At 59.4% G+C, this 14,081-nt stretch carries 15 protein-coding genes; 5 read left to right on the forward strand and 10 right to left on the reverse strand.

All coding sequences use genetic code 11. The features are described 5' to 3' along the window. Positions 1-2: 2 nt before the first annotated feature. Positions 3-971 carry an XdhC family protein gene (locus MME58_RS12585; protein ID WP_055006814.1) on the forward strand — a complete coding sequence of 323 codons (969 nt, stop codon included), beginning with the start codon at positions 3-5 and terminating at the stop codon, positions 969-971. On the opposite strand, the gene MME58_RS12590 is transcribed toward MME58_RS12585, so the two are convergent. Beyond that, positions 952-1,575 carry a nucleotidyltransferase family protein gene (locus tag MME58_RS12590; RefSeq protein WP_054984843.1) on the reverse strand — a complete coding sequence of 208 codons (624 nt, stop codon included), beginning with the start codon at positions 1,573-1,575 and terminating at the stop codon, positions 952-954. The two genes, MME58_RS12585 and MME58_RS12590, sit on opposite strands and share 20 nt — an antisense overlap. 127 nt (positions 1,576-1,702) lie before the next feature. On the opposite strand from MME58_RS12590, the gene MME58_RS12595 reads away from it, so the two are divergent. Next, complete coding sequence (locus MME58_RS12595) at positions 1,703-2,287, forward strand: flavin reductase family protein (protein ID WP_054984842.1); 585 nt, start codon at positions 1,703-1,705, stop codon at positions 2,285-2,287. Between the two features lie 143 nt (positions 2,288-2,430). On the opposite strand, the gene MME58_RS12600 is transcribed toward MME58_RS12595, so the two are convergent. Beyond that, positions 2,431-3,822: an aldehyde dehydrogenase family protein gene (locus tag MME58_RS12600; RefSeq protein ID WP_055006815.1), complete on the reverse strand. Its 1,392-nt coding sequence runs from the start codon at positions 3,820-3,822 to the stop codon at positions 2,431-2,433. Between the two features lie 102 nt (positions 3,823-3,924). Between MME58_RS12600 and ptrR the strand changes: the two genes are divergently transcribed. Further along, positions 3,925-4,803, forward strand: coding sequence for a putrescine utilization regulator PtrR (gene ptrR, locus MME58_RS12605; RefSeq protein ID WP_054984840.1), 879 nt, complete (start codon positions 3,925-3,927; stop codon positions 4,801-4,803). 13 nt (positions 4,804-4,816) lie between these two features. On the opposite strand, the gene MME58_RS12610 is transcribed toward ptrR, so the two are convergent. Next, the gene (locus tag MME58_RS12610; RefSeq protein ID WP_055006816.1) at positions 4,817-5,911 is read right to left on the reverse strand and encodes a tartrate dehydrogenase; all 1,095 of its coding nucleotides are present in this window, start codon (positions 5,909-5,911) and stop codon (positions 4,817-4,819) included. Between the two features lie 97 nt (positions 5,912-6,008). Between MME58_RS12610 and MME58_RS12615 the strand changes: the two genes are divergently transcribed. Continuing rightward, positions 6,009-6,923, forward strand: coding sequence for a LysR substrate-binding domain-containing protein (locus MME58_RS12615; RefSeq protein ID WP_055006817.1), 915 nt, complete (start codon positions 6,009-6,011; stop codon positions 6,921-6,923). 16 nt (positions 6,924-6,939) lie between these two features. Here MME58_RS12615 and MME58_RS12620 read toward each other — a convergent pair whose 3' ends face one another. The 5 genes from MME58_RS12620 to ribBA all read right to left on the reverse strand — a co-directional run bounded on the left by MME58_RS12620 (position 6,940) and on the right by ribBA (position 12,279). Next, positions 6,940-8,094, reverse strand: a complete 1,155-nt coding sequence (locus MME58_RS12620; protein WP_055006818.1) for an ABC transporter ATP-binding protein — start codon at positions 8,092-8,094, stop codon at positions 6,940-6,942. Then, the gene (locus MME58_RS12625) at positions 8,091-8,906 is read right to left on the reverse strand and encodes an ABC transporter permease (protein ID WP_055006819.1); all 816 of its coding nucleotides are present in this window, start codon (positions 8,904-8,906) and stop codon (positions 8,091-8,093) included. Before MME58_RS12625 ends, MME58_RS12620 begins: the two co-directional genes overlap by 4 nt. A 6-nt stretch (positions 8,907-8,912) precedes the next feature. Next, positions 8,913-9,869, reverse strand: a complete 957-nt coding sequence (locus tag MME58_RS12630; RefSeq protein ID WP_082427579.1) for an ABC transporter permease — start codon at positions 9,867-9,869, stop codon at positions 8,913-8,915. Then, positions 9,854-10,879 carry an ABC transporter substrate-binding protein gene (locus MME58_RS12635; protein WP_055006820.1) on the reverse strand — a complete coding sequence of 342 codons (1,026 nt, stop codon included), beginning with the start codon at positions 10,877-10,879 and terminating at the stop codon, positions 9,854-9,856. Before MME58_RS12635 ends, MME58_RS12630 begins: the two co-directional genes overlap by 16 nt. 290 nt (positions 10,880-11,169) lie before the next feature. Next, a complete protein-coding gene (gene ribBA / locus MME58_RS12640) occupies positions 11,170-12,279 on the reverse strand; it encodes a bifunctional 3,4-dihydroxy-2-butanone-4-phosphate synthase/GTP cyclohydrolase II (protein ID WP_055006821.1) in 1,110 nt (369 codons plus the stop codon). Between the two features lie 94 nt (positions 12,280-12,373). On the opposite strand from ribBA, the gene MME58_RS12645 reads away from it, so the two are divergent. Next, a complete protein-coding gene (locus tag MME58_RS12645; protein WP_055006822.1) occupies positions 12,374-12,664 on the forward strand; it encodes a DUF1330 domain-containing protein in 291 nt (96 codons plus the stop codon). A gap of 70 nt (positions 12,665-12,734) precedes the next feature. Here the strand turns inward: MME58_RS12645 and MME58_RS12650 are convergent, their stop codons facing one another. Next, positions 12,735-13,298, reverse strand: coding sequence for an NUDIX hydrolase (locus tag MME58_RS12650; protein ID WP_054984831.1), 564 nt, complete (start codon positions 13,296-13,298; stop codon positions 12,735-12,737). Between the two features lies 1 nt (position 13,299). Beyond that, positions 13,300-14,052, reverse strand: coding sequence for a GntR family transcriptional regulator (locus MME58_RS12655; protein ID WP_054984830.1), 753 nt, complete (start codon positions 14,050-14,052; stop codon positions 13,300-13,302). Positions 14,053-14,081 lie beyond the last annotated feature (29 nt).

Raw genomic sequence — 14,081 nt, forward strand, 5'->3', positions numbered from 1 at the left:
CAATGAAACAGCTTGATTTGCAGGTCGTACAACAGGCACGTGACTGGCTGGCCAGCGGCAAGGCCGTCTGGCTGTGCACGGTTCTCTCCACATTTGGCTCGGCACCGCGAGGGCCGGGCGCGATGCTGGTGGCCCTGAACTCGGGTGAGCATCGTGGTTCGCTGTCGGGTGGCTGCGTGGAGGAGGACTTTCTCGAACGGGTCGCTGCAGGACAGTTTCAGCCGATCAATCAGGTGGTTCGCTACGGCGACGGCGGGTTCGCGCCAACGCGGGCTTTGCCGTGCGGCGGTGTGCTGGATGTGCTGATCGAGTCTATCGCGCCGAGCCCTGAAGCAGATGCACATCTGGCGGCCATCGAGCAGGCGCTCGCCGGACGTGAGTTGGTCAGCAGGCAGGTGCAATTGGGCACTGGCCTGAGAGAGATCGGGCCGGCCACTATGCGCGAAGCGCGTATACACGTGAGCGGCGAGCGCATCAGTATTCGCATGGGCGCAGTGTATCGCGTACTGCTCGCCGGGCTGTCACCGGTGGCGGAGTTCTGCGCCAGTTTTGCCGTCGCGATGGGCTATGAAGTCATTGTCTGTGACCCGCGTGTCGAGGTCACTTCCGGGTTCTCGATGCCGGGCGTGGAGGTTCGTGGTGTCTTGCCTGCCGTGTTCATTGCCGAAGGGGGCTGTCACAGTTCGACGGCGGTACTGGCGTTGACGCATGATCCGAAACTGGACGATCTGAGCATGCTCGAGGCCGTGCGTACCGAGGCGTTCTACATAGGGGCGATGGGGTCGATGCGTACCAGTAGCAAACGCCTGGAACGTCTGGGCCGGATCGGCGGGCTGGATGCAGAGGTTCTTGACCGGATCAATGCCCCGATCGGCCTGAACCTGGGCAGCAAGACGCCTGCTGAAATCGCCGTTGCGGTGATGGCTGACATCCTGCGGGTGGCTAACGGTGTCAGTCGTGCCGAGGTGTAAGGTGATGCCGGCAGGCTTCTGCCAGCGCTGACGGGGTGTCGGCGTCGCACAGGATGCCACGGTCATTGCAGTGCAGTGCGTCACAGGCTTCGGGGTTATTCATGATCAGGGCCTTCGCGCCTTGATCGCCTTGCAGCTTCAGCAGCGCTGGCCAGAACTGTCGGCCAATGATTACCGGGTGGCCGCGCTGGCCTTCATGCATCGGCAAGACGATGCGCTGAGGATTGGCCATTCCGGCCAGGTCTTGCAGGGTCTGCGGGCGTATCCACGGCATATCTGCGAGCAGTACTGCTACTGCGTCGGCTGACGACTCCAGCACGGCGGCGGTTCCGCTGGCCAGGCTGTGGGCCATGCCCAGGGCTGCATGTTCGCTGCGGATGATCGCTACATCTGCGGGAATACCGAGTGATTCGGTGTCATCGTCCGGACGCAGTATCACCGCTACATGAATGAATGCTTTTCTGGCGTTACCAAGACTTGCCGTCAGCAAAGTACGTCCGCAGGGCAGTAGCGCCTGTCGTTTATCCCCCTCAAAACGTCTGCTGCTGCCTGCCGCGAGGACCAAGGCGAACACTTTGGGGTTCTGGCTGTCTATGCTGCTCAATCCGATGCCTTCGAGTGGGTGAAAGGATGCTTGCAGCCGCGCGGTTCAGTGCGGCTGGCGTACGCAGAATGCCTTATTTCGCTGCTCTGCCGGTAGCGGTACGAATCATGTTTTCCGAGGGTTTCAAGTGGACAATCACATTCGTCCTGTCGAGCTGGAAAAAGCCTACCGTCTGCTTAACCACGGTCCGACCGTGTTGGTGTCATCCAGCTACGAGGGTACACACAACGTCATGGCTGCGGCCTGGGCCTGTGCGCTGGACTTTTCGCCGCCGAAGGTCACGCTGGTAATCGACAAGATGACCAAGACCCGCGGGCTGGTGGAGAAGAGCGGCTACTTTGCATTGCAGGTGCCCAATCTGGATCAATTGCAGATGACCTTCGACGTCGGTACCCAGAGCAAGGTCTTCACTCCGGACAAGCTGGACAAGGCGAATGTAGACCTGTTCCGCATCGACGGTCACGACTCGCCGCTGGTCGCAGGATGCTCGGCCTGGCTGGTCTGCAAGGTTATTCCCGAGCCGCACAACCAGCAGACCTACGACCTGTTCATTGGCGAGGTAGTGGGGGCCTGGGCCGACGACCGTGTGTTCAACGACGGGCACTGGGAGTTTGAAAAAGCCGACCCAAAATGGCGCAGCCTGCATTATGTCGCGGGCGGGCATTTCTACACGATTGGCGACCCAGCAGTGGTGGACGTTGGCGAGGATTGATTGCGGTATCTAGCGCTGGATATCGTCACCGGCCATAAAGGTCTCTTCGCAAGCAGGCTCACTCCCGCACAAGCACCCAATGGATTTCGTGGCAGCGAGCTTGTTTGCGAATGGAGACTGCTGTGATCAAACGTTTTTGACACTCAGTGACGATCCCGCCACACGGTCTGTGCATTGCAGAACTCGCGTACGCCAAAGTGCGAAAGCTCACGGCCAAAGCCGCTTTTCTTCACGCCGCCGAAGGTCACGCGCGGGTCTGAGGCGCTGTAACCGTTGATGAACACACCGCCGGTTTCCAGTTCCTCGGTCATACGCTCTGCCAGTTTCAGGTCGCGGGTGTAAACCGTTGCGGTCAGGCCGAAGTCGCTGTCGTTGGCCAGTTCCAGTGCGTGCCGAGCATACCGGGCGGTAATGATCGACGCGACCGGTCCGAACAGTTCCTGCCTGAACGAGGTCATCTGGTCGCTGACATCGCCCAGCACCGTTGGCTCGTAGTAATTGCCCTGGCCCTCTGCCTTTTTGCCACCCAGCAACAGCGTTGCCCCCTCGGCCAAGGTGTCCTGAACCTGGGCATCAAGCTCGTCACGTAAATCGAAGCGGGCCATGGGACCGATGTAAGTCTCGCTGGAAAGAGGATCGCCGGTAACCAGTTGACGCGTTTGCTCGACGAACCGGCGGGTGAACTCCTCGACCACACCTTGCTCGATGATCAGGCGCTTTGCGGCAGCACATACCTGGCCAGTGTTCTGGAAACGGCCGATGACCGCAGCCTTTACCGCCTGATCCAGGTCGGCGTCATTGAGCACGATGAAGGGGTCGGAACCTCCCAGCTCCAGCACGCACTTCTTGAGCGCCGCACCGGCCTGAGCACCAATGGCCTGGCCGGCGCGAACACTCCCGGTCAGGGTGACGGCGGCGATGCGCGGGTCGGCAATGGCCTTTGAGACGCCTTGTGCGGTCACATTGATCACTTCAAACACACCGTCCGGGAAACCGGCGCGCTTGAAAGCGTCCAGCATCAGATAAGCGCAGCCCATTACATTAGGGGCATGTTTGAGCACGTAAGTATTACCGGCCAGCAACGTCGGAATCGCACCACGCAGCACTTGCCAGACCGGAAAATTCCATGGCATTACGGCGAGAATGGGGCCTAGCGGGCGGTACTCGATGCGTGCCTTGTCATCTTCGACCTGAGTCGGCTCAGCCACCAGCATCGCCGGGCCCTGGGCTGCATACCAGTCGCACAACTGTGCGCATTTCTCGACTTCGCCTCTGGCCTGCGCCACGGGCTTGCCCATTTCCCGACTGATCATCCGGGCAATGTTTTCGACGTCGTCGCGCAGAGCCTGGCCCATGGCAACGATCAGTTGTGCACGCTCCTGAACCGGCGTGCGCTTCCAGCCGGCAAAGCCGGCAGCCGCTCGCGAAAGGCTGGCGTCCAGAGCTGCATCGGACTCGAAGGCATAGTGGCCGATCTGTTCGCCTGAGGCAGGGTTGATCGAAATTGCATGGGTATTGCTGTTGACAGTAGTCATTGCGCCATCCTGTTGAGGTGGGAAGTGGGACCAGAATATAGGTGTGAAATACTTTGAAAAACTGAATAATAATGACCGTATCGTTCATGTTTGGAGAATGAAATGGATCTGGTTCAACTGGAGATATTCAAAGCGGTGGCTGAGCACGGCAGCATCAGCGCCGCCGCGCAGCATATTCATCGCGTGCCCTCGAACCTGACTACGCGCATCAAGCAGTTGGAGCAAGACCTGGGCGTGGACCTGTTCATTCGCGAGAAACACCGTTTACGACTGTCACCTGCGGGCTGGAATTTTCTCGATTACACGCGGCGCATTCTGGATCTGGTACACGAAGCACGGCTGGCAGTCTCGGGTGAGGAGCCGCAAGGACCGTTTTCACTGGGCTCGCTGGAAAGCACGGCTGCTGTGAGGATTCCTGCGCTCCTGGCGGCTTACAACCAGCAAAACGCGAAGGTCGAGCTGGACCTGTCCACCGGGCCGTCCGGAACCATGATTGACGGTGTGCTCGCCGGACGCTTGGTGGCGGCGTTCGTCGACGGCCCTGTCCTGCATCCATCGCTCGACGGCGTGCCCGTGTTCGAAGAGGAAATGGTCATCATCGCGCCTCTCAACCACGCCCCGCTCAAGCGCGGGCGGGATGTGAGCGGGGAAAGCATCTACGCGTTTCGTGCCAACTGCTCATACCGGCACCATTTCGAACGCTGGTTTACCGAGGACGCTGCAGTGCCGGGCAAGATCCACGAAATGGAGTCTTACCACGGCATGCTGGCCTGCGTCAGCGCCGGTGCCGGTCTGGCGCTGATGCCACGCAGCATGCTGGAAAGCATGCCCGGTTGTGCCACGGTCAGTGTCTGGCCGTTGTCCGAAAAATTTCGCTGCCTGCACACCTGGCTGATCTGGCGACGAGGCACCGTATCGCGCAGCCTGACCCGCTTTGTGGAGTTACTGGAAGCGCAGGCCAGGCCGTCGAAATCCGGATGAGGCAATGTCGGCCTCACCGGGCCGCAGACAGCCGCCCGACAATCGCTGCGCCCGCTTCCTGTGTCGAGCATTTGCCGCCCAGATCCGGCGTGACTTCGCCATTGGCGATAGCCTGCTCGATGGCGGTGATGATCTCGTCATGAGCGGCTGTAAAGCGCTCATCGCCCTGACCGAGGAATTCAAGCATCAGCGCGCCTGACCAGATCATGGCAATCGGGTTGGCGATGTTCTTGCCGAAGATATCCGGTGCTGAGCCATGCACCGGCTCGAACAGTGAAGGAAATGTTCGCTCCGGGTTGAGGTTGGCTGACGGCGCAATGCCGATGGTGCCCGCGCACGCCGGGCCGAGGTCGCTGAGGATGTCGCCGAACAGATTGGACGCCACCACCACATCGAAGCGCTCGGGTTGCAGCACAAAGCGCGCGCACAGAATATCGATGTGCTGCTTGTCCCAACTGATGCCAGGATACTGGCTGGCCATGGCCTCGGTGCGCTTGTCCCAGTAAGGCATGCTGATTGCCATGCCGTTGGATTTGGTCGCGGAAGTGACATGTTTGCGCTCGCGCTTGCTGGCCATCTCGAAGGCGAACTTGAGAATACGGTCCACACCACGACGGGTGAATACCGATTCTTGCAGGACGAATTCGTTTTCGGTGTTTTCGAACATGATCCCGCCCAGCGACGAGTATTCACCTTCGGTATTTTCCCGGACCACGATGAAATCGATATCGCCCGGTGCGCGATTGGCCAGCGGGCAGGGTACACCTGGGAACAGCCGCACCGGACGGATATTGGCGTACTGGTCGAATTCGCGGCGAAACTTGAGCAACGAGCCCCACAGGGAGATGTGGTCCGGGACCTTTTCCGGCCAGCCTACGGCACCGAAGAAGATCGAATCGAAGCCTTTGAGTCGTTCGAACCAGTCGTCCGGCATCATCTTGCCGTGTTTCAGGTAGTAGTCGCAGCTGGCCCATTCGAAGTATTCGAATTCCAGTTCCAGTCCGTACTTCGCGGCAGCGGCTTGTACCACACGCACACCTTCCGGCAGCACTTCAAGGCCGATGCCGTCACCGGCAATGGCCGCAATACGCAGTTTCTTGTTGTTCATATGCTGAGTCGATCCATGGGCTGTTTGGGACGGCCCATGTTATAAGCACACGATATAAAGATAATCAGTGAATTAATTGATTTAGAAAACACGAATCGTGAATAATTATCCCAGTCTTGATGACTTGAATGTGTTCATCCATGTGGCGCGACGTTCAAGTTTCATCGGAGCGGCTGACGAGCTGGGCATGTCTGCTGCCTATGTCAGCAAGCGCATCAGAGTCCTGGAGCAGGGCATGGGTGTCGTACTGCTGCACCGCTCGACCCGGCAGGTGTCGATCACCGAAGACGGCGAGCGGGTTTACGAGTGGGCCCGAGGCTTGCTGGAGTCGGTACAGCAGATGGGCGAGGAGGTCGCCGCGTTGCACGGCGAGCCCAGCGGTCTGCTACGCGTGGTCAGCAGTCAGGGTTTCGGTCGCCGTTTCGTGGCACCTGCCTTGTCAGAACTGGCGGCGCGTTATCCCAAACTCGATATACGCCTGGATATTCAGGACCGTCTGGTCGACCTGATCGAGGAAGGCGTCGATCTGGACATCCGCGTGGGCAACGAAATTTCGCCGCATCTGCGTGCCAGGCATCTGGCCAGTAACTGGCGGGTTCTGTGTGCGAGCCCGGCTTATCTGAAGCAGTACGGTACGCCGCTGAACCTTGGCGAGCTGTCCAATCACGATTGTCTGGTGATCAAGGAGCGCGACCGGCCGTTCGGCATCTGGCATCTCAATGGGCCACAGGGTGCTGAAACCGTCAAGGTAACGGGCAGCCTTTCCAGCAATCATGGTGAAATCGCCCGCCAGTGGTGCCTGGACGGGCGTGGAGTACTGCTGCGTTCGCTATGGGATGTGCGCACTGATCTGGCTGAAGGCCGGTTGGTACAGGTCCTGCCGGAATACCGGCAAGATGCGGACATCTGGGCGGTGCATACTTCGCCGTTGATGAGTTCGGCCAAGGTCCGTGTAACAGTGGAGTTTCTGCGCGATTACCTTGCTCTGCATCCGTCCCCGGCAAACCGCTGACCTGCGCAGATCAATGTCAGTGGGCACCAGCCGCCTTGTTCAGATCGCTGTCTGTCCATTCAGTGTAGATACACGCGTCAGCAGCAGCCCAGCGTACCCGCACCGGATCGCCGGCCCTGAGCAGCATGCCGGTCGCTGAAAGCGCTTTGACAGTCATGGCGGTGCCGCCAGTGGTCAGCACTGAACACGTCTGGCTTTCACCGAGGAAAAGCACTTCGGTGACGCTGGCATTGACTTCGTTCCAGCCTGCTTCCAGTGGCGTGGCCGCTGCCTGGGAAACGCTCAGCGCCTGAGCTTTCTCCGGGCGGATCATCAGCAGCAGGTCCTGATCGGTCTTGAGGCCCGAGGTCAGGCGAATCGCCAGTGGGTTGCCCTCAAACGTGGCCACGGCGTTGCCCTGGGCTTTAAGCCTGAGGAAGTTGGAGTTGCCCAGAAACGAGGCAACGAACGCATTCGGCGGATCCTGATACAGGTCGTAACCCGATCCCAGGCCAACGATTTTGCCATGACTGAAAATGGCGATGCGCTGAGACAGGCGCATGGCTTCTTCCTGATCGTGGGTCACATAGACAATGGTGATGCCCAGTCGACGATGCAATTGCCGCAGTTCGTCCTGCAGGTCTTCGCGCAGCTTCTTGTCCAGTGCGCCCAGCGGCTCGTCCATCAGCAGGATGCGAGGCTCGTAGACCAGCGCTCTGGCAATGGCTACCCGTTGTTGCTGGCCACCGGATAGCTGCGAAGGGCGGCGATGGGCAAATGCTTCCAGCTGGACCAGTTTGAGCATCGCATCGACTTTCTTCTCGCGTTCGGCGGCAGGCAACTTGCGGATCGCCAGCGGGAACGCAATGTTGTCGCGTACCGACAGGTGCGGGAACAGCGAGTAGCGCTGAAACACCATGCCGATGTCGCGCTTGTGCGGCGGGACGTTCACCAGTGACTGGCCGCCCACCAGTATCTCGCCCGAGCTGGGCGTTTCGAAACCGGCAAGCATCGACAGCGTGGTGCTTTTTCCCGAGCCACTGGAGCCCAGGAAGGTCAGGAATTCACCGTTCTGGATGTCCAGGGAAATGTTGTCTACCGCGGCGAAATTCCCGTAATGCTTGTCCAGATTGCACAGGCTGACCAGCGTTTTCTGCTCCTGATGAGCAGGGTTTTTGATCACGGCACTCATGATGTACTCCTGGCTTCGTTGCGACGACGCAGGGTCGCGGCGATGAACATGATCAGCACCGAGAGGGCGATCAGCAGCGTCGAGGCGACAGCGATGACCGGCGTCAGGTCCTGACGCAGGGTGGTCCACATTTTTACGGGAAGGGTTTGCAAGGTCGGACTGGCCATCATCACGCTCAAGACCACTTCGTCCCACGAGACCAGAAACGCAAACAGTGCGCCGGCCATCATGCCCGGACGGATGCCAGGAAAGGTCACTTTGTAAATCGCCTGCAGGCGCGAGGCGCCACAGATTACTGCGGCATCTTCAATGGACTGGTCGAACAGCTTCAGTGAGTTGATGATCGAGATGATGGTGAACGGCAAAGCGACGATCACATGGCTGACGACGAAGGAAAACAGCGTGCCGGTGTAACCGAGCTTGAGAAACAGTGCGTAGACCGCCACGGCGATAATCACCAGCGGCACGATCATTGGCAACGTAAAGACGCCATACAGGAAGTCGCGACCCGGAAAACGGCCGCGTACCAGTGCGAACGCGGTGGGCAAGCCCAGCGCTACCGACACAAGGGTGGTCAGGATCGCGACCTTGAAGCTGGACATGGCAGCCGACATCCAGTCGGGGTTGGAGAAGAACTGCTGGTACCACTTCAGCGTCCAGCCTGGCGGCGGAAACACCAGCCACTGCGATGAACCGAATGACAGCAGAACGATGAACAGGATCGGCAGTAGCAGGAACAGCGCGATCAGAGCAGTAGTGAGGTACAAGCCCGTCCGCAGTCCGGGGCTCATGGCATTGGGAGTCAGGAGCATGGCGGTTTACCTCGCGTTGCTGGCACCGACCGGGGATTCCGGCTGGAGCTTCAGGTAGAAGTAGAACAGCACCAGCGTGATCAGGACCAGCAACGCAGCGGCGGCACTGGCCAGCCCCCAGTTGAGGAACGACTGCACCTGCTGGACGATGAATTCGGGCAGCATCATGTTCTGCGCACCGCCAAGCAGCGCCGGGGTGACGTAGTAACCAAGCGACATCACAAACACCATAAGCCCCCCGGAAAACAGCCCCGGACGGCACAGCGGCAGAAACACCCTGAAGAAATTGGTCCATGGGCTTGCGCCGCAGATCGAGCCTGCCTGCAACACCATCGGATCAATGGCCTGCATGGTTGCCTGCAGGGGTAGGACGATGAACGGGATCATGATGTAGCTCATGCCGATCACTACGCCGGTCAGGTTATGCACCATTTCCAGAGGCTGATCGATGATGCCCATCGCCATCAGCGCTTTGTTGACGACCCCGGACGCCTGCAGCAACACCAGCCAGGAGTAGGTGCGGGCCAGAAGGCTGGTCCACATCGACAACAGCACGATGTTGAGAATCCAGCGTCCCCAGCCGCGCGGCACCAGCGTGATCACCCAGGCCAGCGGGAAGCCCAGAAGCAGGCTGAACAGCGTCACCAGACCGGCCACGGAAAAGGTATTGAGCAGCACCCGCGAGTAGGCCGAGTTGGCAAACAGTTGTTCATAGTTGCCAAGGCCCGGCACCGGCTCAAGAACACCTCGCAGCAGCAGTCCGATAAGCGGGGCGAAGAAGAACAGGCCGAGAAAGATCAGCGCCGGAAGCAGGTTGCGGCTGCCCCGCCAGCGCTGAGCAAGGGAAGGGGGGCGCTGCATGCTCGTCGCCTTTTGACTCGCCGCGCCAGGGGTGCCGGACGCACCACTGGCCGGTAAGGATGGACGAGAAGCAGCCGCTGTCATCTTTACTTGACCAGCCATTCGTTCCACCGTGTCGCAATGTCAGCGCCATTCTTGGCCCAGTATGCGAAGTCGAGAGTGATTTGATCGGCAACATGGGCGGTTGGCAGGTTTGGTGCCAGCGTAGAGTCCAGGCGCGCAACGCTCTGAGTGTTTACCGGGGCATAGGCACTGAGGTTGGAGAAGTCGGCCTGGCCCTTGGCGCTGGTTGCGTTGGCAATGAATTTCATCGCAGCATCCTTGTTTTTTGCGCCTTTTGGCACGACCAGAAAATCAGCCATGACCAGGTTCTGCTTCCAGCTCACACCCACGGGGGCGCCGTCCTGTTGCAGGGCATAGACCCGACCGTTCCACATCTGCCCCATCGACACTTCACCGGAGGCCAGCAATTGTTGAGACTGCGCGCCGCCGCCCCACCAGACGATGTCTTTCTTGATGGTGTCGAGTTTTTTGAAGGCACGGTCGAGGTCCAGCGGATACAGCTTATCGGGTGCCACACCGTCGGCCAGCAGGGCCAGTTCAAGTACACCGGGGCTCGGCCATTTATACAGCGAGCGCTTGCCGGGGTAGGTTTTTGTGTCAAACATGGCGGCCCAGTCGACCGGTGGCTTGGCGCCCACTTTGCTTTCGTTGTAGCCGAGCACGAAGGAGAAGAAGAACGAACCGGCACCGTGATCGTTTACAAAGCGCTTGTCGATCTCGTCACGCTTGATGGTGTTGAAGTCCAGAGGCTCAAGCAGGCCCTCGCTGGCGGCGCGCAAGGCAAAGTCTGCTTCGACGTCGACCACGTCCCATTGAACGTTGCCGCTTTCGACCATGGCCTTGAGTTTGCCGTAGTCGGTGGGGCCGTCCTGCACCACCGTGATGCCGCTGGCCTTGCTGAATGGAGTCGCCCAGGCTTCTTTCTGGAAGTCCTGAGTGGAACCGCCCCAGCTCACGAAGTTGACGCTCTCGGCGGCGACGGCGGCGAAGCTCGAAAAAGCCAGCACGCTAGCCGCCAGGACTGCTGTTGCACGTTTGTTCAACACCATTTTCACGCCCTCATTTGTTGTGTTTTGAGCGGGCTTTTCTTGCCCGCGTAATCGGGAGCAGTAGGTCCAGTGGGCCTTGAAACCTGGTACGGGTCAGGTGCTGTTATTAGTGCTGTCCTTTGCAGGGCGCGTCTGACCGAATCTTGTATTTATGGAATGTCATATTATGGTATTCCAAACTTTCTGCAAGCATTTTGCCCCGCCAAAATGCCTTCACTGAGTGTTTTTATGGCAAATACATGCAGCTGCTGACGATAGGTAACAGGGGCTGTCTGCGGAGTTTTTTCAGGTCAGCCGGGAAACGGAATACTTTCAATCACTTCCAGATCGTAGCCGGTCAAGCCTGCGTATTTCAGTGGCGGACCGAGATGGCGCAGCTTGCCGACACCCAGATCCTGCAAGATCTGTGCGCCGGTGCCGACCTCGGAGTAGATGCGTGATTGCGAGCGGGTGTATTGGCGAGGCGGCTGGGTAAGATGCGGAATGCGCTCAAGCAGCGCTTGGGATGACTCGTGATTGGCGAGCACGACGACCACCCCGTGACCTTCTTCTGCGACGCGTTGCAGTGCGGCCCAGAGTGTCCAGTTGGCCGGACCGGTGTATTCGGCACCGACCAGGTCGCGCAGCGGGTCGACTACATGCACGCGCACCAGGGTCGTTTCGTCGCGGCGGATATCGCCCATCACCATCGCCATGTGCACGCCGCCTTCAATGCGGTCTTCATAGCTGAACAGGCGGAAGATGCCGTGGACTGTCGGCAGTTCGCGCTCGCCGATCCTCACGATGGTGTGCTCGGTGCTCAGTCGGTAATGGATCAAGTCGGCGATGGTGCCGATACGAATGCCGTGCTTCTCGGCGAACAGTTCCAGGTCCGGCCTTCTTGCCATGCTGCCGTCGTCATTCATGACTTCGACGATGACCGACGCGGGCGTAAAACCGGCCAGCCTGGCCAGGTCGCAACCGGCTTCAGTATGTCCGGCGCGGGTCAGCACACCGCCGTCGCGCGCGCGTAAAGGGAAGATATGGCCCGGCTGCACCAGGTCTTCAGGCACTGCATCCGGATTGACTGCGGCCTGGACGGTGCGTGCGCGATCTGCCGCGCTGATGCCGGTCGTGACGTCCGTTGTGGCTTCGATGGACACTGTGAACGCAGTGGCGAATACACTGCCGTTGCTTGGCACCATCTGTTCCAGGCCCAGACGCTGACAATGCTCGTCGGTCAGTGTCAGGCAGATCAGCCCACGTGCTTCCCGGGCCATGAAGCTGATCGCCTGTGCCGAACAGCAATCGGCGGCGAGCAGCAGGTCGCCTTCGTTTTCCCGGTCCTCATCGTCGACCAGCAACACCATCCTGCCCTGGCGGTAGTCTTCAATGATGTCTTCGATACGATCAAATGCCATGTTCAGTATCCCGGTTTTATGATTGGATGGATCGTGGTATACCATAAGACAGAATATTTCACAGATTCCCCATCATTGAAACAGTGAGATCGCGATGAAGGCTTATTGGATTGCACACGTCGATGTAACCGACCCTCTGCAGTACAGCGAATACACCCGGCGTGCCCCAGCAGCGTTCGAGCTGTTTGGTGGCAGGTTTCTGGCAAGAGGCGGGCGTTCCGAGGCGGCGGAAGGGCGCAACACACCGCAGCGCACGGTGATCATCGAATTCGAGTCGTATGAAAAGGCAGTGGCCTGTTATCAGTCGCCCGAGTATCAGAATGCAATGAGCCACCGGCAAGGCGCGGCAAAAGCCGAGATCGTGATAGTAGAAGGGCAGCCTTGATCACGAGGCGGAAGCACAATCCAGGCAAGCATCGGACGGCTTCGCTTTTAGCTACCGTTGCGCTGCGCTTTTACCTGATAAAGTGGACTTTGCCGGTGTCATCGTTGCCGATGTAGATGCCGTAGACCCCCGCCTGGCGCTCTTCGATGTAACGTTCCAGTATCTGGCGGATGGCGGGGTAATAGATGCTGTCCCAAGGGATGTCTTCGGCGGCGAAGAATGTGCAGTCGAGGGTTTCCGGGCCGAAATGGCCGGTGACTTCCAGCGCTATGGCGCGGAACACGATGTAGACTTCGCTGATTTGCGGCACGCTGAATATGGAATAGGGCGAGAGAATTTCGGCGCGCACTCCGGTTTCTTCCCAGACTTCGCGCAACGCTGCCTGCTCGGTCGTTTCGCCGCTTTCCATGAACCCGGCCGGCAGAGTCCAGGTGCCGGGGCGCGGCGGTATGGCGCGCTGGCAGAGCAGATATTTGCCTTCCTGCTCGATGATGCAGCCGGCGATGATCTTCGGGTTCACGTAATGAATGTACTGGCACGCACTGCATACCAACCGCGTATGGGTATCGCCCTCGGGGACGCGCTGAATCAGGTCAGCGCAACCGCACTGAGGGCAGAAGCGCGGTGCGGCCATGTCAGCGCCCTATGCGGGGTTCTTTGAGTGCGACGGGCGCGACGATGTCGCGGACTTTGGTGTCTTCGTCCTGCTTGGATTTCAAGTATTCCAGCGCGACGCGTGCAGCATTGCGGACATGGTCGACCGAGGCCTGATGCGCGGCCAGAGGGTCGCCGCTTTTGATGGCCTCGACCATGAGTTCCATTTCCTTGTTGCTGGCACCGCGACGGTTTTCCTGTGAGACCGAGGTGGCGCGCAGGTAGCTGATGCGCGCCTGCAACTGCCGCAACTGGGTAGCGGCAACGTGATTGCCCGAGCCTTCCAGCAGTACATCGTAGAAGCCCTGGACCGAATCGATGACTTGCTGCAGTTCGCCTTCCTTGAGCGCCTGGCGATTCTCCTCCAGGGCTTTTTCGAGTGCGCGGATGTCCTTGGGTCTGGCACGCAGGGTGAACAGTTGAACGATCAGCCCCTCCAGTACGCACCGCAGCTCATAGATATCGCATGCGTCTGCCAGTGTGATGATGGCCACACGCGGACCTTTGGCATCGGCGAATTCGACCAGTCCTTCCGATTCCAGATGACGCAGCGCCTCGCGTACCGAGGTGCGGCTGACACCCAGACGGTCACACAGATCGCGCTCGACCAGACGATCTCCCGGCAGCAGCTGAAAGTTCATGATCGCGCTGCGCAGCTTGTCCAGCACGATCTCCCGCAGGGTGACGGGGTTGCGGTTGACCTTGAAGGTGTCGTCGAGAGGCAGGCGTTTCATCGGGTGTGCTCGGAATGGGGCTGTCAAAG

The sequence above is a fragment of the Pseudomonas syringae pv. tagetis genome, assembly GCF_022557255.1.
Lineage (GTDB): Bacteria > Pseudomonadota > Gammaproteobacteria > Pseudomonadales > Pseudomonadaceae > Aquipseudomonas > Aquipseudomonas caricapapayae.

Coding starts and splice junctions, on each gene's coding strand:
- MME58_RS12610 (WP_055006816.1), bottom strand. CDS start 5,911: ATGAACAACAAGAAACTGCGTATTGCGGCCATTGCCGGTGACGGCATC.
- MME58_RS12630 (WP_082427579.1), bottom strand. CDS start 9,869: ATGGCTGGTCAAGTAAAGATGACAGCGGCTGCTTCTCGTCCATCCTTA.
- MME58_RS12655 (WP_054984830.1), bottom strand. CDS start 14,052: ATGAAACGCCTGCCTCTCGACGACACCTTCAAGGTCAACCGCAACCCC.
- MME58_RS12635 (WP_055006820.1), bottom strand. CDS start 10,879: ATGGTGTTGAACAAACGTGCAACAGCAGTCCTGGCGGCTAGCGTGCTG.
- ribBA (WP_055006821.1), bottom strand. CDS start 12,279: ATGGCATTTGATCGTATCGAAGACATCATTGAAGACTACCGCCAGGGC.
- MME58_RS12585 (WP_055006814.1), top strand. CDS start 3: ATGAAACAGCTTGATTTGCAGGTCGTACAACAGGCACGTGACTGGCTG.
- MME58_RS12625 (WP_055006819.1), bottom strand. CDS start 8,906: ATGCTCCTGACTCCCAATGCCATGAGCCCCGGACTGCGGACGGGCTTG.
- MME58_RS12645 (WP_055006822.1), top strand. CDS start 12,374: ATGAAGGCTTATTGGATTGCACACGTCGATGTAACCGACCCTCTGCAG.
- MME58_RS12600 (WP_055006815.1), bottom strand. CDS start 3,822: ATGACTACTGTCAACAGCAATACCCATGCAATTTCGATCAACCCTGCC.
- MME58_RS12620 (WP_055006818.1), bottom strand. CDS start 8,094: ATGAGTGCCGTGATCAAAAACCCTGCTCATCAGGAGCAGAAAACGCTG.
- MME58_RS12650 (WP_054984831.1), bottom strand. CDS start 13,298: ATGGCCGCACCGCGCTTCTGCCCTCAGTGCGGTTGCGCTGACCTGATT.
- ptrR (WP_054984840.1), top strand. CDS start 3,925: ATGGATCTGGTTCAACTGGAGATATTCAAAGCGGTGGCTGAGCACGGC.